A 21,992-nucleotide genomic window follows, 5' to 3' on the forward strand; every position below is an offset into this window, starting at 1 on the left:
CGCGTGCAAGCGCCGGACGGATCTCGTGCGGGTGCCGGGGGCGGTGCGGGTCGTCACACCCGCGCCGCCCCCGGCCGTTCCTGCGGCCGGTCAGCCGGTGAAGGCGGCCAGGCCGTTCGGGGTGCCGACGCCGGTCGGGCCGTCGTAGCCGGCCGCGCCCGTGCACAGGTAGGAGCCCGCGCACTCACCGTTCGTGCCGCTCTGCACGTCGTTGAGCGCGTCGCCGTGCGCGTACGGGAAGGACGCCGGGTAGGAGCCCTCGGACGGCGGCCCGGCCAGCGCGTACGCCGACGCGATGAGCGGGGCCGCGGCGCTGGTGCCGCCGAAGACCTCCCAGCCGGTGTCGTTGCCGTAGGTGTCGTAGACCGCGACACCGGTCGCCGGGTCGGACACCGCGGAGACGTCGGCCACGGTACGGCCGGCGCACTCGGTGTCCTGCTGCCACGCCGGCTTCGGGTCGTACGCCGAGCAGCCCGAGCCCGCGCCGCCCCAGACCGACTCCGTCCAGCCGCGCGCGCTGTCGTCGGGCCGCAGCGAGCTGCCGCCCACCGCCGTCACGTACGGCGAGGCCGCCGGGTACAGCACGCCGTACCCGCCGTCCCCGGAGCTGGCCGTGATGGCGACGCCCGGGTGGTCGAAGTAGTCGCTGTCGTACGTCGTGTCCGCGGCCGACTCGGCGCCGCCGTAGCTGTTGGAGACGTACCGGGCGCCCAGCGCGACCGCGGTGTCGACGGCCTCGCCCAGATCGGTCAGGAACGAGGTGTCCGCCTCGACCAGCAGGATGTGGCAGGCCGGGCAGATCGCGCTGACCATGTCGAGGTCGAGCGATATCTCCTCGGCCCAGCCGGTGTTGGGCACCGGCACGGTGGCGCCGCCGCGCTGGTCGACCTTGCGGAAGCAGCCGTTGTCGGTGGTGCAGGGCGGCAGGCCGTACTGGGCGCGGTACGTGGCCAGGTCCGCCTCCGCGTTGGGGTTGTCGTAGGCGTCCACGATCGCGACGGTGGCGCCCTCGCCGCCGGTGTCGGGCAGCGCGTACGCCGCACGCAGCTCGGACGGTCCGTAACCCGACGGGATGGCCGCCGGGTGCGCGGAACGCGCCGCGGGCGCGAGGGTGTCGCTGCCGCTGGTGACCCGCAGCGCCTTGCAGGCCATCGCGTCCGGGGCGGTGGCGACCGCGCAGGAGCGCGCGGTGGTCAGCCGATGGGCCGGGGCGGCGTCCTGCGCGGCCCCCGCGGGCTGCGCGAGGCCCACCAGCCCGGCCGCGGCGAGACCTGCCGCCGCGACCAGGGCCGGCCAGGTATGGCGGGTGTGCGTACGGATGTGGGGGGTGTCGTGCACGTGCGTCCTCCTGTGGGGGAGTCGGTGGTGCGTGAGTGGAGAGGCCCCTGCGATATGTGGGGTGCGGGGGACTGGCCGAGAACGTAGGGTGACGGGCGCACGCCAACAAGGGCGCGAAGCGGACGAAAGCGGAAGGTCCGTCGCCGTTTTACCTTTTAATGGGCGGGGGTTGGCGCATTCTTGACCCGATCATGACGGGCCGGGGGGTGTGCCGGAGATGTGCCACGTTTCGTCCCCGCACCGCCGCCCCGGGCCCCCGGTCGCCGGTTCCGCCCGGCGGCAGGGGATAGTGGGGGAGTGACCTCCGTCCCGCGCCAGTCCGCCCCCGCCGCAGAAGCCGCCGCCGACGCCCCCGATCCCGCGTCCGACGCCGGGCCCGCGCCCGACGCCGCCGTGACCGTCTCCGCGCGCGACGACGCCAGGGCCGCGCGGCGCGCCGGACTGCGCACCCTCGCCGTCGCCCTGCCCGCCGGGGCGCTCGGGGCGAGCCTGGTCCTGGTCGCCGCGGGCAAGACCTGGTCGCGCGGCTACGCCGCCTTCGGCGAGACCAACCTCCCCGTGCACGCCAGCGGCACCGACACCACCGCGCTCCCCGGCGCCCTCGCCCTCGTCGGACTCGCCTCGCTCGTCGCCGTCTTCGCCGTCCGCCGCGCCGGACGCCACGTCGTCTCCGCGCTGCTCGCGCTCAGCGGCCTCGGCACCGTCGCCGCCGCGCTCGCCCGGCGCGGCAGCCACGCCGCCGTGAACGAGGCCGCCGCCTCCACCGCCGGCCTCGCACACGACACCGCCCGGCACGTCACCACCACCGGCTGGCCCTTCGTCTCCGTCGCCGGCGGCCTGCTGCTGCTCGTCGCCGGACTGCTGGCCCTGCGCCACGGACCCTCCTGGCCCGCGATGTCCAGCCGCTACGACCGCACCGACACCGCCCGCCCGGCCCGCCCCCGGGGCCCCGCCGCCCGCCGCCCCGCACCGCCCGTCGATCCCGACCGGGCGGAGGACCTCTGGAAGGCCCTGGACCGCGGCGAGGACCCCACCGGCCCCGCCGCCTGAGACCGGTACCACACCCCGGCGCGCCCACCCCGCTGCACGTTCCGCACCCGATACGCGCAACAATGGGAGCGGAGCAGGAGGCGAAGGTCGCCCCCGAGTGTGAGCATCAGGGAGTTCTTCATGGCGGCCCACTACGACCACGGACACACCCCGGCCGCCTGGACCGGCGTGATCATCTCCTTCATCGGCTTCTGCGCCGCCGGCGTCTTCATCGTCGCCGCGGACCCGATCCCGTTCTGGATCAGCATCGGCGTGACCGTGCTCGGCCCGGTGGTCGGCGGTGTCATGAAGACCATGGGCATGGGCCGCAAGTTCGACGTCACGGTGCCGGCGACGAGTGAGCGCGGTGAGCGCGGTGAGCGCGAGCAGGCCGCCGCTCACGCCTGACCTTCCCTCGGGGCTTTTGCCCCGTACCCCTCCGGCGCAGCCGTTCCCCTCGCGGGGTGCGTGCTGCGCCGCCGCGTTTCCGCTGCCGCGGGGCACTCGTTTTTGGGGTGCGGCTGCGCCGCGGGGCCCTCGTTTGTTCTTTTAGGGGCGCGGGGAACTGCGCGACCAGCCCCCACCGGGGCGCGGGTCGTCACCGACCCAAAGGGTCTCTTCGGTCCGATCCGGACCACCGGCCGGTGGTGGGTTGCTCGCGCAGTTCCCCGCGCCCCCAAAAACGGGTGCCCCGCGGCGGAGTCGCGCCCTCACTCGTATGGGGGCTTTCGGGGTGCGGGCCCGAGGAGCGTGAGGGGAGGATCGGCGGCGTGACCCACGCCGCAGCCGCACCCCCCACCCGCCTGCGCGGCAAAATCACCGTACCGCTGGGAGTGCTCGGCACGGTCCTCGCCGGGTTCGGGTACGTCGCCGCCGTCGATCCGAACCAGTCGGGGCACTACCCGGTGTGCCCGCTGCTGCACTACACGGGCCTGTACTGCCCCGGCTGCGGCGGCCTGCGCGGCGCGTACGCGCTCGCCCACGGGCACCTCGGCACGGCGCTGGGCTGCAACGCCGCCGCCGTCGCCGGATACGCCGTCTTCGCCGTCGTCTGGACGCTGTGGTTCCTGCGCACGCTGCGCGGCCGGCGCTTCGACCCGGCCCTGCCGCCCGCCGCGCTGTACGCCCTGTGCGGACTGCTGCTGGCCTTCACCGTGGTGAGGAATCTGCCCTTCGGTGCCGCGCTCGCGCCCTGAGCCGTACCGATGGTCTCCATGGCCGGGGCAAGATTGTCCAGGTGGTGGGACCGCGGATCACCGGATGCGGGCTGCCGGGCGCCTGCCCGATACCATCGTCTGAGCCGGTGGTCACCGCCACTGGCCTGATCATTTCGCTGTACGGCCGGCCGAAAGGGAGCTGTCGCGTGAGTGTGCTCGACGAGATCATCGACGGAGTCCGTGCCGACCTTGCCGAGCGGCAGGCTCGCGTGTCCCTCGACGAGCTCAAGGAGCGCGCCGCCAAGGCCCGTGACGCGAAGGACGGCGTCGCGGCGCTCCGCGGCGACGCCGTGAAGGTCATCTGCGAGGTCAAGCGGTCCAGCCCGTCCAAGGGCGCGCTCGCCGCCATCGCCGACCCCGCGGGTCTCGCCGCCGACTACGAGGCGGGCGGCGCGGCGGTCATCAGCGTCCTCACCGAGCAGCGCCGCTTCGGCGGTTCCCTCGCCGACCTGGAGGCGGTCCGCGCCAAGGTCGACATCCCCGTCCTGCGCAAGGACTTCATCGTCACCGCCTACCAGCTGTGGGAGGCCCGCGCCTACGGGGCGGACCTCGCGCTGCTCATCGTGTCGGCCCTCGACCAGCCCGCGCTCGTCTCGCTCATCGAGCGGGCGGAGTCGATCGGCCTCACCCCGATCGTCGAGGTGCACGACGAGGAGGAGGTCGCGCGGGCGGTGGACGCGGGGGCGCGGGTCATCGGTGTGAACGCGCGCGACCTCAAGACGCTCCAGGTCGACCGCGGGAACTTCGCGCGCGTCGCGCCGGAGATCCCGGACCACATCGTGAAGATCGCGGAGTCCGGGGTGCGCGGGCCGCACGATCTGATCGCCTACGCGAACGACGGGGCGGACGCGGTGCTCGTGGGGGAGTCCCTCGTCACCGGCCGCGATCCCCGGACGGCGGTCGCGGATCTCGTCGCCGCCGGCGCGCACCCGGCCCTGCGGCCTGGCCGGGACTGACCTCACCGCGGTTCCCCGCGCTCCTGAAACGCGCGCCCGGCGCAGCCGCATCGCACGGTAAGGTACGGGGCATGTCATTGGACGTACGGCTGGCACGCGGATGCCGCCCCCGAGGGTGCCGGGCGCCGGCGCGCCGGGTGCTGGGGCGGCGCGTGCGGTACGTCATCGGGTGTGAGCCCGGCCAGGTGAACGGCAGGCGATGGCGCCGCGGCTCAGCCGCAGCAGCCGCATAGGCAGCCGCACAAGCGGCCAAGCAGCCTCCGCCGTACGCGTACGGCTCCTTCACCGCGCCCGGCGCGCGGGGCACTCAGCCCGCGCGCGGCGCGTACGTACACCTGACCAGGGGACACCCATGCCAGCAGAGCAGGACTTCTTCCTCCCCGACCCGGAGGGTCGAACCCCCAGCGCCGAGGGCTACTTCGGCGCGTTCGGCGGCAAGTTCATCCCGGAGGCGCTGGTCGCCGCCGTGGACGAGGTCGCCGCCGAGTACGAGAAGGCGAAGGCGGATCCCGCCTTCGCCGCCGAGCTGAACGACCTCCAGGCCAACTACACCGGCCGGCCGAGCGCGCTCACCGAGGTACCGCGGTTCGGCGCTGAGGCGGGCGGCGCGCGGGTCTTCCTCAAGCGCGAGGACCTGAACCACACCGGCTCGCACAAGATCAACAACGTGCTGGGCCAGGCCCTGCTCACCAAGCGGATGGGCAAGACCCGGGTCATCGCCGAGACCGGCGCGGGCCAGCACGGTGTGGCCACGGCCACCGCGTGCGCGCTCTTCGGCCTGGAGTGCACGATCTACATGGGCGAGGTCGACACCAAGCGGCAGGCCCTGAACGTGGCGCGGATGCGCATGCTCGGCGCCGAGGTGGTCTCCGTCACCTCGGGCAGCCGCACGCTCAAGGACGCCATCAACGAGGCCTTCCGGGACTGGGTCGCCAACGTCGACCGCACCCACTACCTGTTCGGTACGGTCGCCGGCCCGCACCCCTTCCCGGCGCTGGTGCGCGACTTCCACCGGGTGATCGGCGTCGAGGCGCGCCGCCAGCTGCTGGAGCGCGCCGGGCGGCTGCCCGACGCGGCGGTGGCCTGTGTCGGCGGCGGCTCCAACGCGATGGGCCTGTTCCACGCCTTCCTGCCCGACGCGGGCGTGCGGCTGGTGGGCTGCGAGCCGGCCGGCCGCGGTGTGGCGACCGGCGAGCACGCGGCGACGCTGACCGCGGGCGAGCCCGGCATCCTGCACGGCTCCCGCTCGTACGTGCTCCAGGACGACGAGGGCCAGATCACCGAGCCGTACTCGATCTCCGCGGGTCTCGACTACCCGGGCGTCGGCCCCGAGCACGCCTACCTCAAGGACACCGGGCGCGCCGAATACCGCGCGGTGACGGACGACGCGGCCATGCGGGCGCTGCGGCTGCTGTCGCGCACCGAGGGCATCATCCCGGCGATCGAGAGCGCGCACGCGCTGGCCGGCGCGCTGGAGCTGGGCCGCGAGCTGGGCCCCGAGGCCCTGCTGCTGGTCAACCTCTCCGGGCGCGGCGACAAGGACATGGACACGGCGGCCCGCTACTTCGGGCTGTACGACACCGAGAGCGCTGAGGGGGCGGCCAAGTGAGCGGCACGATCGAACTGCTGGACAGCACGCTCGCGGCGGCGAAGGCCGAGAACCGCGCCGCGCTGATCGCGTACTTCCCCGCGGGCTTCCCGACCGTCGACGGCGGCATCGAGGCGATCAAGGCGGCCTGCGACGGCGGCGCCGACGTCATCGAGGTCGGGCTGCCGCACAGCGACCCGGTGCTGGACGGCCCGGTCATCCAGACGGCCGACGACATCGCGCTGCGCGGCGGCGTCCGCATCGCCGACGTGCTGCGCACGGTGCGCGAGGCGCACGCGGCGACCGGCAAGCCGGTGCTGGTCATGACGTACTGGAATCCGATCGACCGCTACGGCGCCGAGCGCTTCGCCGCGGACCTCGCCGAGGCGGGCGGCGCCGGGTGCATCCTGCCCGACCTCCCGGTCGAGGAGTCCGTGGCGTGGCGGAAGGCGGCCGCCGAGCACGGTCTCGGGACGGTCTTCGTCGTCGCGCCCTCCAGCCGCGACGAGCGGCTGGCGCGTATCACCGAGGCGGGCTCCGGCTTCGTCTACGCGGCCTCGCTCATGGGCGTGACCGGCACCCGCGCGAGCGTCGGCGAGCAGGCGGCCGACCTGGTGCGGCGCACCCGCGCCACGACCGGCCTGCCGGTGTGCGTCGGCCTCGGGGTGTCGAACGCCGCGCAGGCCGCCGAGGTCGCGGGCTTCGCCGACGGCGTCATCGTCGGCACGGCCTTCGTCCAGCGCGTGCTGGACGCCGGTGACGACCTGGCCGCGGGGCTCGCCGCGGTCCGCGCGCTGGCCGCCGAGCTGGCCGAGGGCGTACGCAAGCGGGCCTGACGATCACCCGGGGGAGCGGTTTTCGTCACTCCCGCGGGCGAAAAACGGCGGGGGGAGGCGCTGGGCGCCGCCCCCCGCCGTTGCGCTGGGCGTGAGTGAACGCAATCGAGACGGAAAACACAGCGCCCGCGAGGCCCTGCGCGAGCAGCGTGCCCGGGAGCAGGCCCGGCAGCGGCGCAAGCGGACCCTGATCGCCGTGGTCGTGGTGGCGGCCGTACTGGGTGTCGGTGCGGTGATCGGGGTCGTGGCGACCAACCACGGCTCGGGCAGCGGCGCCCTCCCCGGCACCCCCGCCGCCGCGCCGAGCGGCGCCACGGGTGACAACAGCCTGGTGATCCCGGTCGGCGCCGCAGACGCGCCCTCGGTGCTCACCATCTACGAGGACTTCCGCTGCCCGGCCTGCGACGCCTTCGAGAAGCAGTTCACGCCCACCATCCACTCGCTGGAGGACAGCGGGCAGATGCGCACCGAATACCACCTGGTCACGCTCATCGACGGCAATCTCGGCGGCAAGGGCTCGCTCAACGCCGCGAACGCCGCCGCCTGCGCCCAGGACGCCGGGAAGTTCCGCGCCTACCACGACGTCCTCTACGACAACCAGCCCGACGAGCAGGACGACGCCTTCGGCGACAAGGACAACCTGCTCACGCTCGCCGAGAAGGTGCCGGGGCTGAAGACGGCCGCCTTCACGTCCTGTGTGAACGACGGCACACACGACAACTGGGTGCGCAAATCCAATGACGCCTTCGGGAAATCCGGATTCAACGCCACCCCGACCGTGCTGCTGAACGGCAAGAGCGTCTACGGCAGCGGCCCGGCGCTGACCCCGGACAGCCTCAAGCAGAAGGTCGCGGACGCCAACAAGGGCAAGCCCGCCGGTACGGCAACGGCGGCGCCCACGGCGAGCGCCAGCCCGTCCCCGTGAGACCTCCGCGGCTCCGCTGACCTGCCCCGGCGGTCACGCGGAGCCGCCGGGGCACGACACTGCGCGCCCGGCCGTTATCCAGACGTAGCCGGGCGGGCTGCCGAGTTCGCGTCCGGCACGGTAGCGTCGGACATTGCCATGGAACTCGCATTCATCCCCAGCCCCTCGCACGGCGTCGTCCACCTTGGACCGGTCCCGCTGCGCGGCTACGCGTTCTGCATCATCATCGGCGTCTTCATCGCCGTCTGGTACGGCAACAAGCGCTGGATCGACCGCGGCGGCAAGGTCGGCACGGTCGCCGACATCGCCGTGTGGGCGGTGCCCTTCGGCCTCGTCGGCGGCCGGCTCTACCACGTGATCACCGATTACGAGCTGTACTTCACCGACGGCAAGGACTGGGTCGACGCCTTCAAGGTGTGGCAGGGCGGCCTCGGCATCTGGGGCGCCATCGCCATGGGCGCGCTGGGCGCCTGGATCGGCTGCCGCCGCCGGGGCATCGCGCTGCCGGCGTACGCCGACGCCATCGCGCCGGGCATCGCCTTCGCGCAGGCCGCCGGGCGCTGGGGGAACTGGTTCAACCAGGAGCTGTACGGCAAGCCCACCACGCTGCCGTGGGGCCTGAAGATCGACGCGGCGCACCGTCCGGACGTCACGCCGGACCTGGCCACGTACCACCCGACCTTCCTGTACGAGTCGCTGTGGTGCGTCGGTGTCGCGCTCCTGGTGATCTGGGCCGACCGCCGCTTCAAGCTCGGACACGGCCGCGCCTTCGCGCTCTACGTGGCCGCGTACACGGTGGGCCGGTTCTGGACCGAGCACATGCGCGTCGACTACGCGCACCGCATCCTGGGCATGCGTCTCAACGACTGGACGGCGATCGTCCTCTTCGTCGCGGCGGTGGCGTACCTGGTGCTGTCGAACAAGCTGCGTCCCGGGCGCGAGGCGGTCGTGGAGCCCGGCGCGGTGGAAGCGGCGGAGGTCACGGAGGGCGCGAAGGACGGCGCCGAGTCCGTCGGGGCCGCCGACGCGGACGCCGAGGACGCTCCCGCGGCCGGGACCGGCGCTGGGTCAGAGGCCGCCGATTCCGCCTCCGAGCAGCCGGAAGAGGATGCGGCGGAGCCCGCGGGCAAGCCCGTCGCGGGCTAGTTTTCGCAGGTCAGGGCAGCCTTTCCTTGCTGGCGGGAGGCTGCCCTCGCCTTGTACGGTCGAACCTGTTTCCGGATTCCGCGGTCCTGCGACCGCACGGGGGAGGGGTGGACCGTATGACCAGCGCAGCCGTCGAGGGCGTCACCGGCACCCCGTCCGCGCCCTACCACGTACCCCACCACAAGCACCGGGACGTGTCCGGCGGATGGCTGCGGCCCGCGGTCTTCGGGGCGATGGACGGCCTGGTGTCGAACTTCGCGCTCATGACCGGTGTGGCCGGCGGTGACGTCAGCTCCCGCACCATCGTCGTGACGGGCCTGGCCGGGCTCGCGGCCGGTGCCTTCTCCATGGCCGCCGGTGAGTACACCTCGGTCGCCTCCCAGCGTGAGCTGGTCGAGGCCGAGCTGGCCGTCGAGCGGATCGAGCTGGACCGGCACCCCGAGGACGAGCTGCGCGAGCTGGCCGAGATCTACGTGGCGCGGGGTGTGGAGCCGGAGCTGGCGTACGAGGTGGCCCGGCAGCTGTCGAAGGACCCGGAGCAGGCGCTGGAGATCCACGCCCGCGAGGAGCTGGGCGTGGACCCGGGCGACCTGCCGTCACCGCTGGTGGCCGCGTCGTCGTCCTTCGTGTCCTTCGCGCTGGGCGCGCTGCTGCCCGTGCTGCCCTATCTGCTGGGCGCGGAGTCGCTGTGGCTCGCGGTGCTGCTGGCGCTCGCCGGGCTCTTCGGCTGCGGTGCGGCCGTGGCGCGCGTCACGGCCCGGTCGTGGTGGTACAGCGGTCTGCGGCAGCTGGTCTTGGGTGCGGCCGCCGGTGGAGTTACCTTCGTACTCGGAAGCCTGATCGGCACCGCCGTCGGCTGACCGAATTCCGTCCGCGGGCACATCTGTACAAGTCTTGTGTTTCGTGGCCGTTTCAGTCAGCGCCGCACGGGGCATCACTCGGTAACCCAACCGGCAGAGCAGCCAGGGCACCCCTCGGCGACGTCGGTCACCCCCGCGGAACGAGGACGGCCCGAAATGGCCGTTCCATCCCTTCGGTATGTCCATATGATGAAACCGAGTATCCGGTTCTCGAACACTCGGCCATCATGTAACCTGCACGAAATCGCAGAGGGCCAACGTCGTCCCTGTTGCGCATGCCTGGAGACAGGCGATGCTTTCAAGCCAATGACGACGACGGGAGAGCCATGCGTTCGCGTTCCGCGTTCATGGACGGGCACCCCGCCCCGCAGGGGATGTACGACCCCCGCAACGAGCACGACGCCTGCGGTGTCGGCTTTGTGGCCACCCTCACCGGCGAGGCCAGCCATGCCCTCGTGGAGCAGGCGCTCACCGTCCTGCGCAATCTGGAGCACCGCGGAGCCACCGGCGCCGAGCCCGACACGGGTGACGGCGCGGGCATCCTGCTCCAGGTCCCTGACGCGTTCCTGCGTGACGCCGCCGGCTTCGACCTGCCCGCCGCCGGGCACTACGCGGTCGGCCTGGCCTTCCTCCCCGTCGAGCTGGACGACCGCGCCAAGGCCGTCGACGCCATCGAGCGCATCGCCGCCGAGGAGGGCCTGACCGTCCTCGGCTGGCGCGAGGTCCCGGTCGCCCCGGACATGCTGGGCTCCAGCGCGCGCGCCACCATGCCGTTCTTCTCCCAGCTCTTCGTCGCCGACGCCGACGGCGCCGCGAAGTCCGGCATCGAGCTGGACCGGCCCGCCTTCGTCCTGCGCAAGCGCGCCGAGCGCGAGGCCGAGGTCTACTTCCCGTCGCTGTCCGCGCGCACCCTCGTCTACAAGGGCATGCTCACCACCGGGCAGCTGGAGCCGTTCTTCCCGGACCTGTCCGACCGGCGCACCGCCACCGCCATCGCTCTCGTCCACTCGCGCTTCTCGACGAACACCTTCCCGAGCTGGCCGCTCGCACACCCGTACCGTTTCGTGGCGCACAACGGCGAGATCAACACCGTCAAGGGCAACCGCAACTGGATGCGCGCCCGTGAGTCGCAGCTGGCCAGCGAGCTGTTCACCGGTGACCTGGAGCGGATCTACCCGATCTGCACGCCCGGCGCCTCCGACACCGCGTCCTTCGACGAGGTCCTGGAGCTGCTGCACCTCGGCGGCCGCTCGCTGCCGCACAGCGTGCTCATGATGATCCCCGAGGCGTGGGAGAACCACGAGTCGATGGACCCCGCCCGGCGGGCGTTCTACCAGTACCACTCCACTCTGATGGAGCCCTGGGACGGCCCGGCGTGCGTCGCCTTCTCCGACGGCTCGGTCGTCGGCGCGGTCCTGGACCGCAACGGTCTGCGCCCCGGCCGCTACTGGGTCACCGACGACGGCCTGGTCGTGCTCGCCTCCGAGTCCGGTGTGCTGGACATCGAGCCCTCCCGCATCGTGCGCAAGGGCCGGCTCCAGCCGGGCCGGATGTTCCTGGTCGACACGGTCACGCACCGTATCGTCGAGGACGACGAGATCAAGGCCGAGATGGCCGCGCAGAACCCGTACGCCGACTGGCTGGACGCCGGCCTCATCGACCTGGCCGACCTGCCCGAGCGCGAGCACATCGTGCACACCCACGCCTCGGTCACCCGCCGCCAGCAGACCTTCGGCTACACCGAGGAGGAGCTGCGCGTCCTGCTCGCGCCCATGGCGCGCACCGGCGCCGAGCCGATCGGCTCGATGGGCACCGACACGCCGATCGCGGCGCTGTCCGACCGGCCGCGGCTGCTCTTCGACTACTTCACCCAGCTCTTCGCGCAGGTCACCAACCCGCCGCTGGACGCGATCCGCGAAGAGCTGGTCACCTCGCTGATCTCCACGATCGGCCCGTCCGGCAACCTGCTGGAGCCCAGCCCGGCGTCCTGTCGCAACATCACGCTGCCCTTCCCGGTCATCGACAACGACGAGCTGGCCAAGCTCATCCACGTCAACGCCGACGGCGACATGCCCGGCATGAAGGCCGCCACGCTCTCCGGCCTCTACCGGGTCACCGGCGGCGGCGAGGCGCTGGCCGCCCGGCTCGCCGAGATCTGCGCCGAGGCCGACGCCGCGATCGAGGACGGCGCCCGGCTGATCGTGCTGTCCGACCGGCACTCCGACGCCGAGCACGCCCCGATCCCGTCGCTGCTGCTCACCTCCGCGGTGCACCACCACCTGATCCGCACCAAGCAGCGCACCCAGGTCGGCGTGCTGGTCGAGGCCGGCGACGTCCGCGAGGTCCACCACGTCGCGCTGCTCATCGGCTACGGCGCCGCGGCCGTCAACCCGTACCTGGCCATGGAGTCCGTCGAGGACCTGGTCGCCGCGGGCACCTTCCTCAGCGGCATCGAGCCCGAGGCCGCGATGCGCAACCTCATCAAGGCGCTCGGCAAGGGCGTCCTGAAGGTCATGTCCAAGATGGGCATCTCCACCGTGGCCTCCTACCGTGGCGCCCAGGTCTTCGAGGCCGTCGGCCTGGACCGCGACTTCGTGGACACCTACTTCCACCTCACCGACACCAAGATCGGCGGCGCGGGCATCGACGTCGTCGCCGCCGAGGTCGCCGCCCGGCACGCCAAGGCCTACCCGCTCTCCGGCATCCAGGCCGCGCACCGCCGGCTGGAGATCGGCGGCGAGTACCAGTGGCGCCGCGAGGGAGAGCCGCACCTGTTCGACCCCGAGACGGTCTTCCGCCTCCAGCACGCCACCCGCACCCGGCGCTACGACATCTTCAAGCAGTACACCGGCCGGGTGAACGAGCAGTCCGAGCGCCTCATGACGCTGCGCGGCCTGTTCGGCCTGTCCTCCGACCGGCAGCCGGTGCCGTTGGACGAGGTCGAGCCGGTCTCCGAGATCGTCAGGCGCTTCTCCACCGGCGCCATGTCGTACGGCTCGATCTCCCGCGAGGCGCACGAGACGCTCGCCATCGCGATGAACCAGCTCGGCGGCAAGTCCAACACCGGCGAGGGCGGCGAGGACCCGGACCGGCTGTACGACCCGGCCCGGCGCAGCGCCATCAAGCAGGTCGCCTCCGGCCGCTTCGGCGTCACCTCGGAGTACCTGGTCAACGCTGACGACATCCAGATCAAGATGGCCCAGGGCGCCAAGCCCGGCGAGGGCGGCCAGCTGCCCGGCCACAAGGTCTACCCGTGGGTCGCCACCACCCGGCACTCCACCCCGGGCGTCGGCCTGATCTCCCCGCCGCCGCACCACGACATCTACTCCATCGAGGACCTCGCCCAGCTCATCCACGACCTGAAGAACGCCAACCCGAAGGCGCGCGTTCACGTCAAGCTGGTCTCCGAGGTCGGCGTCGGCACGGTCGCCGCGGGCGTCAGCAAGGCGCACGCCGACGTGGTGCTGATCTCCGGCCACGACGGCGGCACCGGCGCCTCGCCGCTCACCTCGCTCAAGCACGCGGGCGGCCCCTGGGAGCTGGGCCTGGCCGAGACGCAGCAGACGCTGCTGCTCAACGGGCTGCGCGACCGCATCGTGGTGCAGACCGACGGCCAGCTCAAGACCGGCCGTGACGTCGTCATCGCCGCGCTGCTCGGCGCCGAGGAGTTCGGCTTCGCGACCGCGCCGCTGGTCGTCTCCGGCTGCGTCATGATGCGGGTGTGCCACCTGGACACCTGCCCGGTCGGCGTCGCCACCCAGAACCCGGTGCTGCGCGACCGCTTCTCCGGCAAGCCGGAGTTCGTGGTGAACTTCTTCGAGTTCATCGCCGAGGAGGTCCGCGAGCTGCTCGCCGAGCTGGGCTTCCGCAGCATCGAGGAGGCCGTCGGCCACGCCGAGGTCATCGACGCCGGCCGCGCGGTGGACCACTGGAAGGCCCAGGGCCTGGACCTCGCCCCGCTGCTGCACGTGCCCGAGCTGCCCGAGGGCGCCGTCCGGCACCGCATCACCGAGCAGGACCACGGCCTGGCCAAGGCGCTCGACAACGAGCTGATCAAGCTCGCCGCCGACGCCCTGGACAGCGGCGCCCCGGTCCGTGCGCAGGTCGCCATCCGCAACGTCAACCGCACGGTCGGCACCATGCTCGGCCATGAGGTGACGAAGAAGTACGGCGGCGCGGGCCTGCCCGAGGGCACCATCGACATCACCTTCACCGGCTCCGCGGGCCAGTCCTTCGGCGCGTTCCTGCCCAAGGGCATCACCCTGCGGCTGGAGGGCGACGCCAACGACTACGTCGGCAAGGGCCTGTCCGGCGGCCGGGTCGTCGTCCGCCCGGACCGCGGCGCCGACCACCTCGCCGAGTACAGCACCATCGCGGGCAACACCATCGCCTACGGCGCTACCGGCGGCGAGCTGTTCCTGCGCGGCCGCACCGGCGAGCGGTTCTGCGTCCGCAACTCCGGCGCCACCGTCGTCTCCGAGGGCGTGGGCGACCACGGCTGCGAGTACATGACCGGCGGCCGGGCCGTCGTCCTCGGCCCGACCGGGCGGAACTTCGCGGCCGGCATGTCCGGCGGTATCGCCTACGTCCTGGACCTGGACCCGGCGGCCGTCAACCGCGGCATGGTCGAGGTCGAGGCGCTGGACGCCGACGACATCACGTGGCTGCACGACGTGGTGCGCCGTCACGCAGAGGAGACCGGCTCCACGGTCGCCGAGCGGCTGCTCGCCGACTGGGGCGGTGCCCTCACCCGCTTCGGCAAGGTCATGCCGAGGGACTACAAGGCAGTGCTCGCCGCCAAGAACGCCGCCGAGCAGGCCGGACTCTCCGAGTCCGAGACCACCGCGAAGATGATGGAGGCGGCAAATGGCTGACCCCAAGGGCTTCCTCACCACCGGCCGCGAGGGCGCGCCCACCCGCCCGGTCGAGGAGCGCAAGCAGGACTGGAACGAGGTCTACGTTCCCGGCGGGCTGCTGCCGATCATCACCAAGCAGGCCGGCCGCTGCATGGACTGCGGCATCCCGTTCTGCCACAACGGCTGTCCGCTCGGGAACCTGATCCCGGAGTGGAACGACTACGCCTACCGCGAGGACTGGCAGGCCGCCTCCGAGCGGCTGCACGCCACCAACAACTTCCCGGAGTTCACCGGGCGGCTGTGCCCGGCGCCCTGCGAGTCCGCGTGCGTACTCGGCATCAACCAGCCGGCCGTCACCATCAAGAACGTCGAAGTCACCATCATCGACAAGGCCTGGGACGCCGGTGACGTCACCCCGCAGCCGCCCGAGCGGCTGTCCGGCAAGACCGTCGCCGTCATCGGCTCGGGCCCCGCGGGCCTGGCCGCCGCCCAGCAGCTCACCCGCGCCGGGCACACCGTCGCGGTGTACGAGCGGGCCGACCGCATCGGCGGGCTGCTGCGCTACGGCATCCCCGAGTTCAAGATGGAGAAGCGGCACATCAACCGCCGCATCGAGCAGATGCGCGCGGAGGGCACCAAGTTCCGCACCGGTGTGCAGATCGGCACCGACCTGGACGCCGCGAAGCTCGCCAAGCGCTACGACGCGGTCGTCATCGCGGCCGGCGCGACCGTCTCCCGCGACCTGCCCGCCGAGGGCCGTGAGCTGAACGGCGTGCACTACGCCATGGAGTACCTGCCGCTGGCCAACAAGGTGCAGGAGGGCGACTTCGTGACGTCCCCCATCACCGCCGAGGGCAAGCACGTCGTGGTCATCGGCGGCGGCGACACCGGCGCGGACTGCGTGGGCACCGCCCACCGCCAGGGCGCGCTGTCGGTCACCCAGCTGGAGATCATGCCGCGCCCCTCCGACGACCGCCCCGCCGGCCAGCCCTGGCCGACGATGCCGGCCGTCTACAAGGTCACCTCCGCGCACGAGGAGGGCGGCGAGCGTGTCTACGCCGTCAACACGGTGAAGTTCACCGGCGACGAGGAGGGCAACGTCCGCGAGCTGCACCTGGTCGAGGTCGTCTTCCAGGACGGGAAGTTCGTCCCCCAGGAGGGCACCGAGCGGGTCGTCCCGGCCGACCTGGTCACCCTCGCGATGGGCTTCACCGGCACCGACCAGTCCAACGGCCTGGTCGACCAGCTGGGCCTGGCGCTGGACGCCCGCGGCAACATCGCCCGCGACGCGAACTACGCGACCAACGTCGACGGTGTCTTCGTCGCCGGCGACGCGGGCCGCGGCCAGTCCCTCATCGTGTGGGCCATCGCCGAGGGCCGCTCCGCGGCGAAGGCGGTCGACTCCTACCTGACCGGCCTGCCCTCCGCGCTCCCGGCCCCGATCCGCCCCACGGACCGGCCGCTGACCGTCTGACGGTCCCCTGTGTGTCCCGCACAACGACGTGCGGTGCAGTAACACCACAGCGTCCACCCCTCCCCGACCACGGAGGTGGGCGCTGTGTGTTGTTTCCGGGACCGTTGCCGTCTCCCGGCGGACGGGGGTGCCGGCGACGCCACGGCGCTACAGTGGTACTGCCTGTAACCGGGAGTGGAGGCAGCGATGGCGGATCCGCCGGACGACCCGAGGCTGTGGGAACGGCGGATCCAGCAGCGTCTCGCCCGCGGCGAGGCCGCCGCGCTGGGCGAACTCTACGACCGGCACGCGCGGTTGGTGCACGGTCTCGCCGTCCGCCTGCTCGGCGAGGAGAAGGCGGCCCAGGAGGTCGTCGTCGAGGTCTTCCGCGACGTCTGGGAGGATCCGGCGCAGTTCGAGCCGCAGCGCGAGCGGCTGCCGAAGTGGCTCGCCGCGCGGACCTACCAGCGCGCCGCCGCCCGCGCCGCCAGGGACTCCCGGCCCGCGGACGACGCCGACCGGGCCGCCGGGCCCGCGGGGACCACCCCCGCCGGACTCTTCGCGGCCGCCGCCGTGGCGCGCTCGCTGCCCGAACCGGTGCGGTCGGCGCTCCAGCAGGCCCTGGTGCGCGACGTGAACTACCGTCAGCTGGCCGCGGAGCTGGGCATCAGCGGCGAGGAGGCACTGCGCCGCCTGCGCGCGGGCCTGCAGGTCGTGGCGGCCCGGACGGGCGCGGCGGGGAAGGGCGGGCGATGAGCGACAGGACCTACGACGACCACCCCCGGGTGCGGCCGCTCCTGGAGGCCTGGGCGCTGGGGGTGTGCGCACCGGAGGAGGCCGCACTCGTCGAGGAGCACCTCGGCGGGTGCGACGGGTGCGGCGCCGAGCTGCGGGAACTGGACGCCGCGCTGTCCGCGCTGTACGCGTCCGAGGAACTCGAACCGCCCGCCACGCTGCGTTCCGAGGTGCTCGGCGTCTGCCTGAGCAGCCGCTCCCCGCAGGTCGCCGTCCCGGACTACGCCCAGCCCTACGACAACGAGACCGCGCGGCTGGACACGCTCCTGCGCAACCTGACCGGCGAGCAGTGGGGCGCGCCCGTCGATCTGGAGTGGCGCCAGGAGGAGAAGAGCGCCGAGCGGCGCACCTCCGTGTCCGGTGTCCTCGGCCATCTGCTCGCCGTCGACGGCATGGTCTCGGCCTCGCTGGGCCTGCCCGACCCGCTGGGCGACCAGGACAAGACCGTGGGTCCCGACCTGCGGACGGAGGAGATGTGGCGGCAGCTCGACGGCGACGGGCCCGGCTCCGCCGATCCCGCCGCGGGCGACGACGCGCGCCGGACGTGGCGCGAGCACGCCTACGAGCTGATCCGCACCTGCGCCTTCGGCGGCGGCGGGGTCGCCGACATCCCGGTCCCCTACGGCGAGGGCGTGGTGCTGCCGCTGCGCCTCGCCATGCTCGACCGGGCCTTCGAGACATGGATCCACGCCACCGACATCGCGGACGCGGTGCAGCACCCGTATCCGCCGCCCGTTCCCGAGCACCTGAGGACGCTCATCTCCGTGGCCGTGCAGATGCTCCCCTCGGTGCTGTCGGCCCGCCGGCAGGCCGGACTCGCCGCGCCACCGCGTCCGGTGACCGACCCGGGAGCCCCGGCCCGCAGCGTGCGCCTGGAGATCGAGGGCGAGAGCGGCGGCGCGTGGTATCTGCCGGTGGACGTACCTGAAGGCCCGGCGGGGGCCGACAACTGCGTCGGCCGCGTCACGCTGCCGGAGGTCGTCTTCTGCCGGCTGGCGGCCGGGCACATCGACCCGGAGGCCGCCGCCGCGGACCACACCGGGGACAGCGCGGCGGTGCGCGAACTGCTCTACGCCGTGGCCTCGATGAGCAGACTCTGAGCGGAGCGCGGCGGGCCGCCCGCCGCGCTCAGGTGTCGAGCGCCAGCTCCGCCCGGCACAGCGTGCACCTCGCCCGCACCCGCCCCCGGCAGGGGAGGCGGAGGCGCTGGAAGCAGTGCGGGCACGGGAAGGAGACCTTGACGCCCGTCGGTCCCGGGGCGAAGTCGTAGCCGGGCGCGGAGGCCGTCGCGCGGCGGTCGCGGGCGTAGCGGCGGCGGGCGGTCCAGGGCGCGGCGGCGAGGGGAGCGGCGCGCAGGTCCGCGTCGTGGCGCTCGCGCCCCGCGCGGTAGGCGTCGACCGCCTGCGGGGAGCGGAACCACGGCTCGGGGTCCTCCGCGAAGAGCGCGGCCCGCTTGGCCAGGACGTAGCCGAACTCCTCCGGGGTGAGGTAGCCGAGTTTGTACGCGGCGCGCGTGACGCGGTCGCCGACCACCGCCGCGTCCTCGCGGTAGGCGTCGAGCAGCAGCCACCCGGCCCCGAGGTAGGTGGTCGCGGTGTCGGTGAGGATCTCGTTGTCGCGGGTGCCGGGCAGGAAGAGGCCGAGCCGGTGCAGGTAGACGTGCATGACCTCGTGCGCGAGTGCCGCGCCGATGTCGCGCCGGTCGGTCTTGAAGCGGGCGTGCAGTTCGACGAAGTACTCCGGTCCCGCGGCGAGTTCGACGTTCCCGGCGTGGACCATGTCGCGGAAGCCCACGACCATGCGGGCGTCCGGCAGCCGGAAGTGCTGGACCATCGCGTGGGCGATCCGCTGCGCGCCGAGGTAGAGGTCCTCGTCGGCGGGGAAGGCGGCGGTCTCGGGGCCGACGGGGGCGGCGAAACGCCGTACGCCGTCCGCGGACAGCCGCCGGTGGAGCGCGGTGAGCGCGGTCCGTACGGTGTCCAGGTGCGGGAAACCGTGCACGATCGGCCCGCCCCCGGCGCCCTGCTGCGTGTCCTCGGCGTGCCCGGCCATGGCCACCTCCCCCTACGCCGACGAGCCTACGCGCCGCCCGGCGGCAGCGCTTACCGGGCGGCGGCCCGGTAGGGCAGCATGAGCCGCATGCCTGTTCTGACGCACGCCGAGGCCGAGACCCGCGCCCGTGACCTGTCCGTCCACCACTACGCCCTCGACGTCGACCTGACCCGCGGGGACGAGGTGTTCGCCTCCACCGCCGTGATCCGGTTCGAGGCCCGGCGCGGGTGCGACACCTTCGCCGAGATCCGCCCCGCCGCGCTGCGCCGCGTCGTCCTCGACGGCCGGGAGCTGGATCCCGCGCTGCTCGACGACAACCGGCTGCCGCTGACCGGCCTGACGGCGGGCGAGCACGAGCTGACCGTCGAGGCGGACATGCCGTACTCCCGTACCGGCGAGGGCGTGCACCGCTTCACCGACCCCGCGGACGGTGAGGCGTACGTCCACAGCCAGCTGTTCATGAACGACATGCAGCGCGTCGCCGCGTCCTTCGACCAGCCGGACCTGAAGGCCGTCTTCGACGTGACGCTGACCGTCCCGGAGGAGTGGACGGTGCTGGGGAACGGCGTCGCGACCCGTACCGCGCCCGGCCGCTGGCAGCTCGCGACGACCCCGCCGCTCGCGACGTACTTCGTGGCGGTCGCCGCCGGGCCCTGGCACTCGGTGCGCACCGAGCACGCCGGGCTGCCGTTCGGCCTGCACTGCCGCCGCTCGCTCGCGGAGTACCTGGACCGGGACGCGGCCGCGCTGTTCGACATCACCCGGCGCTGCTTCGACCGCTACCACGAGCTGTTCGACGAGCCCTACCCGTACGACTCCTACGACCAGGCGTTCGTGCCGGAGTTCAACGCGGGCGCCATGGAGAACCCCGGCCTGGTGACCTTCCGCGAGGCGTACCTGCCCCGGTCGGCCGTCACCCCGGCCGAGGAGCAGTTCCGCGCGGTGGTGATCGCGCACGAGATGGCGCACATGTGGTTCGGCGACCTCGTCACGCTGCGCTGGTGGGACGACATCTGGCTGAACGAGTCCTTCGCCGAGTACATGGGCTTCCAGGTGCTGTCGGAGGCGACGTCCTTCACCGGCACATGGACGGACTTCGCAGTCGCCCGCAAGGCGTGGGGGTACGACGCCGACCAGCGGCCCTCGACGCACCCGGTCGCGCCCGACCCGGCGGACGTGCCCGACACCGCGTCCGCGCTCAACAACTTCGACGGCATCTCGTACGCCAAGGGCGCCTCCGCGCTGCGGCAGCTCGTCACCTGGCTCGGCCCCAAAGCCTTCACCGCCGGGCTCAACACGCACTTCGCCCGGCACCGCTTCGGCAACGCCGACCTCGCCGACTTCATCGACTCCCTCGGCAGCGCCACCGACCGCGACGTGCCCGCGTGGGCCGCGGCCTGGCTGCGCACCTCCGGCATCGACACGCTCACCCCCGACACCCCGCCGGGCGCGCCCGAGGGCCACTGGCGGCTGGAGATCCGCCACCGCGGCACCCGCCCGCACCGCGTCGGCGTCGGACTCTACGACCGGGCCGTCGCCGACCCCCGCACGCTGGTGCTGCGCGAGCGGCTCACGGTGGACGTCGCCGCCGGGTCGGTCGGCGAGCACCACGACCTGCCCGGTCCGCGGCCCGACCTGATCCTGCTCAACGACGGCGACCTCACGTACACCAAGGTCCACTTCGACCCCCGGTCGTGGCAGACGCTGCGCGACACCCTCGGCGGCCTGCCCGACCCGCTGGGCCGGGCCGTCGCCTGGAACGCCGCGCGCACCCTCGTCCGCGACGGGGGCCTGCCGCCCGCGGACTACCTGGACCTGGCCGCCGCCCACCTGCCGGGCGAGCCCGAGCCCGCGATCGTCGAGGCCGTCCTCACCTTCGCCCGCGCCCTCGTCGCCGACCAGTACCTCACCCCCGACGCCCGCCCCGCCGCGCTGCGCACGCTGGCCACCACCGCCCGCCGGCTCCTCACCGCCGGGCTCGACGGCACCCGCCTGACCGCGACCCGCGCGCTGGTCGACTGCGCGTACGACGAGGAGTCCGTGACGGAGCTGCGCGGCTGGTACGACGCCGGCGAGATCCCCGGCGGCGCCCCGCTCGACCCCGAACTGCGCTGGCGGATGCTGCTGCGACTGGCCGTCCTCGGCGCCGCCTCCGCCGCCGAGATCGACGCGGCGCTGGCCGCCGACCTGAGCGCCACGGGCCGCGAGGGCGCCGCCCGCTGCCGGGCCGCCCTCCCCACCGCCGCGGCCAAGGCGGCCGCGTGGGAGGCGATGTTCACCGACGACACCCTCTCGAACTACCTCTTCGCGGCCCACGCCCAGGGCTTCTGGCAGCCCGAACACACCGCTCTGACCGCGGAGTACGTCCCCCGCTACTTCACCGACGCCCCGCCGCTGGCCGCCCGCCGCGGCACGGCGATCGCCTCGGAGGCGGGCCGGGCGGCCTTCCCGTCCACAGCGGTGTCCCCCTCGACCCTTGAGCTGGGCAGCGCATGCCTGGAGTCCGGCGGCCTGACCCCCGCACTTGCGCGTGCGCTGGGCGACAAGCTGGACGACCTGTCCCGCACGCTGCGCGTCCGCGGGGCCGCGGGGTAGCCACCCCGTGGCTGCCCCGCGCGGTGCCCGCCGCGACCGTCCCCCGGCGGGGGCCGAGCGCGCAGTTCCCGCGCCCCTGGGTGGTTGCCACTTGCGGTGGCAGTTCGCCGTCCGCCCGGTGGGGGCTGAGCGCGCAGTTCCCCGCGCCCCTGGGTGAGTGCCACTTGCGGTAGCAGTTCGCCGTCCCCGCGGTGGGGGCTTGTCGCGCAGTTCCCCGCGCCCCTAAAAACGGCAACTCTCTCCCGGCAGGTAGCCGCTGAACCGGCCTGGAGGGGGACGGTGCGGGGTGCCCCCGCAGGAATGCGCTGGGAGGGGCTCACCTACTACGGGTGAGGGTGAAGGCGCA

At 73.2% G+C, this 21,992-nt stretch carries 17 protein-coding genes; 15 read left to right on the forward strand and 2 right to left on the reverse strand.

From position 1 onward, the window contains the following. Positions 1-90: 90 nt before the first annotated feature. Positions 91-1,338 carry a S53 family peptidase gene (locus tag ACWERV_RS30850; RefSeq protein WP_452939301.1) on the reverse strand — a complete coding sequence of 416 codons (1,248 nt, stop codon included), beginning with the start codon at positions 1,336-1,338 and terminating at the stop codon, positions 91-93. Between the two features lie 297 nt (positions 1,339-1,635). Here ACWERV_RS30850 and ACWERV_RS30855 point away from each other — a divergent pair, with 297 nt between their 5' ends. The 14 genes from ACWERV_RS30855 to ACWERV_RS30920 all read left to right on the forward strand — a co-directional run bounded on the left by ACWERV_RS30855 (position 1,636) and on the right by ACWERV_RS30920 (position 18,099). Next, positions 1,636-2,388 (forward strand): TIGR02234 family membrane protein, encoded by a 753-nt coding sequence (locus tag ACWERV_RS30855; protein WP_452939304.1) that lies wholly within the window; start codon positions 1,636-1,638, stop codon positions 2,386-2,388. A gap of 120 nt (positions 2,389-2,508) precedes the next feature. Beyond that, a complete protein-coding gene (locus ACWERV_RS30860) occupies positions 2,509-2,775 on the forward strand; it encodes an HGxxPAAW family protein (RefSeq protein ID WP_452939343.1) in 267 nt (88 codons plus the stop codon). A gap of 362 nt (positions 2,776-3,137) precedes the next feature. Next, complete coding sequence (locus tag ACWERV_RS30865; protein ID WP_452939307.1) at positions 3,138-3,563, forward strand: DUF2752 domain-containing protein; 426 nt, start codon at positions 3,138-3,140, stop codon at positions 3,561-3,563. Positions 3,564-3,730: 167 nt separating this feature from the next. Continuing rightward, a complete protein-coding gene (trpC, locus tag ACWERV_RS30870; protein WP_398187187.1) occupies positions 3,731-4,540 on the forward strand; it encodes an indole-3-glycerol phosphate synthase TrpC in 810 nt (269 codons plus the stop codon). A 71-nt stretch (positions 4,541-4,611) separates the two neighbouring features. Further along, positions 4,612-4,773 carry a tryptophan biosynthesis modulator TrpM gene (trpM, locus tag ACWERV_RS30875; RefSeq protein WP_398187192.1) on the forward strand — a complete coding sequence of 54 codons (162 nt, stop codon included), beginning with the start codon at positions 4,612-4,614 and terminating at the stop codon, positions 4,771-4,773. Between the two features lie 119 nt (positions 4,774-4,892). Then, positions 4,893-6,149 (forward strand): tryptophan synthase subunit beta, encoded by a 1,257-nt coding sequence (gene trpB / locus ACWERV_RS30880; protein ID WP_452939310.1) that lies wholly within the window; start codon positions 4,893-4,895, stop codon positions 6,147-6,149. After that, on the forward strand, positions 6,146-6,964 hold the full coding sequence (gene trpA, locus ACWERV_RS30885; RefSeq protein WP_452939312.1) for a tryptophan synthase subunit alpha: 819 nt from the start codon (positions 6,146-6,148) through the stop codon (positions 6,962-6,964). The genes trpB and trpA overlap by 4 nt, the downstream gene beginning before the upstream one ends. Positions 6,965-7,055: 91 nt before the next feature. After that, complete coding sequence (locus ACWERV_RS30890) at positions 7,056-7,889, forward strand: DsbA family protein (protein ID WP_452939315.1); 834 nt, start codon at positions 7,056-7,058, stop codon at positions 7,887-7,889. Positions 7,890-8,027: 138 nt separating this feature from the next. Further along, positions 8,028-9,035, forward strand: a complete 1,008-nt coding sequence (gene lgt, locus ACWERV_RS30895; protein ID WP_452939317.1) for a prolipoprotein diacylglyceryl transferase — start codon at positions 8,028-8,030, stop codon at positions 9,033-9,035. A 116-nt stretch (positions 9,036-9,151) separates the two neighbouring features. Beyond that, positions 9,152-9,895, forward strand: a complete 744-nt coding sequence (locus ACWERV_RS30900; protein WP_452939320.1) for a VIT1/CCC1 transporter family protein — start codon at positions 9,152-9,154, stop codon at positions 9,893-9,895. Between the two features lie 326 nt (positions 9,896-10,221). Next, a complete protein-coding gene (gltB, locus tag ACWERV_RS30905) occupies positions 10,222-14,769 on the forward strand; it encodes a glutamate synthase large subunit (RefSeq protein WP_452939323.1) in 4,548 nt (1,515 codons plus the stop codon). Continuing rightward, positions 14,762-16,225, forward strand: a complete 1,464-nt coding sequence (locus tag ACWERV_RS30910) for a glutamate synthase subunit beta (RefSeq protein ID WP_398187218.1) — start codon at positions 14,762-14,764, stop codon at positions 16,223-16,225. The genes gltB and ACWERV_RS30910 overlap by 8 nt, the downstream gene beginning before the upstream one ends. Before the next feature lie 186 nt (positions 16,226-16,411). Next, positions 16,412-16,960 (forward strand): sigma factor, encoded by a 549-nt coding sequence (locus ACWERV_RS30915; protein ID WP_452939326.1) that lies wholly within the window; start codon positions 16,412-16,414, stop codon positions 16,958-16,960. Next, positions 16,957-18,099: a zf-HC2 domain-containing protein gene (locus ACWERV_RS30920; protein ID WP_452939329.1), complete on the forward strand. Its 1,143-nt coding sequence runs from the start codon at positions 16,957-16,959 to the stop codon at positions 18,097-18,099. The genes ACWERV_RS30915 and ACWERV_RS30920 overlap by 4 nt, the downstream gene beginning before the upstream one ends. 28 nt (positions 18,100-18,127) lie before the next feature. Here the strand turns inward: ACWERV_RS30920 and ACWERV_RS30925 are convergent, their stop codons facing one another. After that, positions 18,128-19,051 carry a hypothetical protein gene (locus ACWERV_RS30925; protein ID WP_452939332.1) on the reverse strand — a complete coding sequence of 308 codons (924 nt, stop codon included), beginning with the start codon at positions 19,049-19,051 and terminating at the stop codon, positions 18,128-18,130. 87 nt (positions 19,052-19,138) lie between these two features. Here ACWERV_RS30925 and pepN point away from each other — a divergent pair, with 87 nt between their 5' ends. Further along, complete coding sequence (gene pepN / locus ACWERV_RS30930; protein WP_452939335.1) at positions 19,139-21,646, forward strand: aminopeptidase N; 2,508 nt, start codon at positions 19,139-19,141, stop codon at positions 21,644-21,646. The last annotated feature ends 346 nt before the right edge of the window (positions 21,647-21,992 follow it).

The sequence above is a fragment of the Streptomyces sp. NPDC004031 genome, from assembly GCF_053604375.1.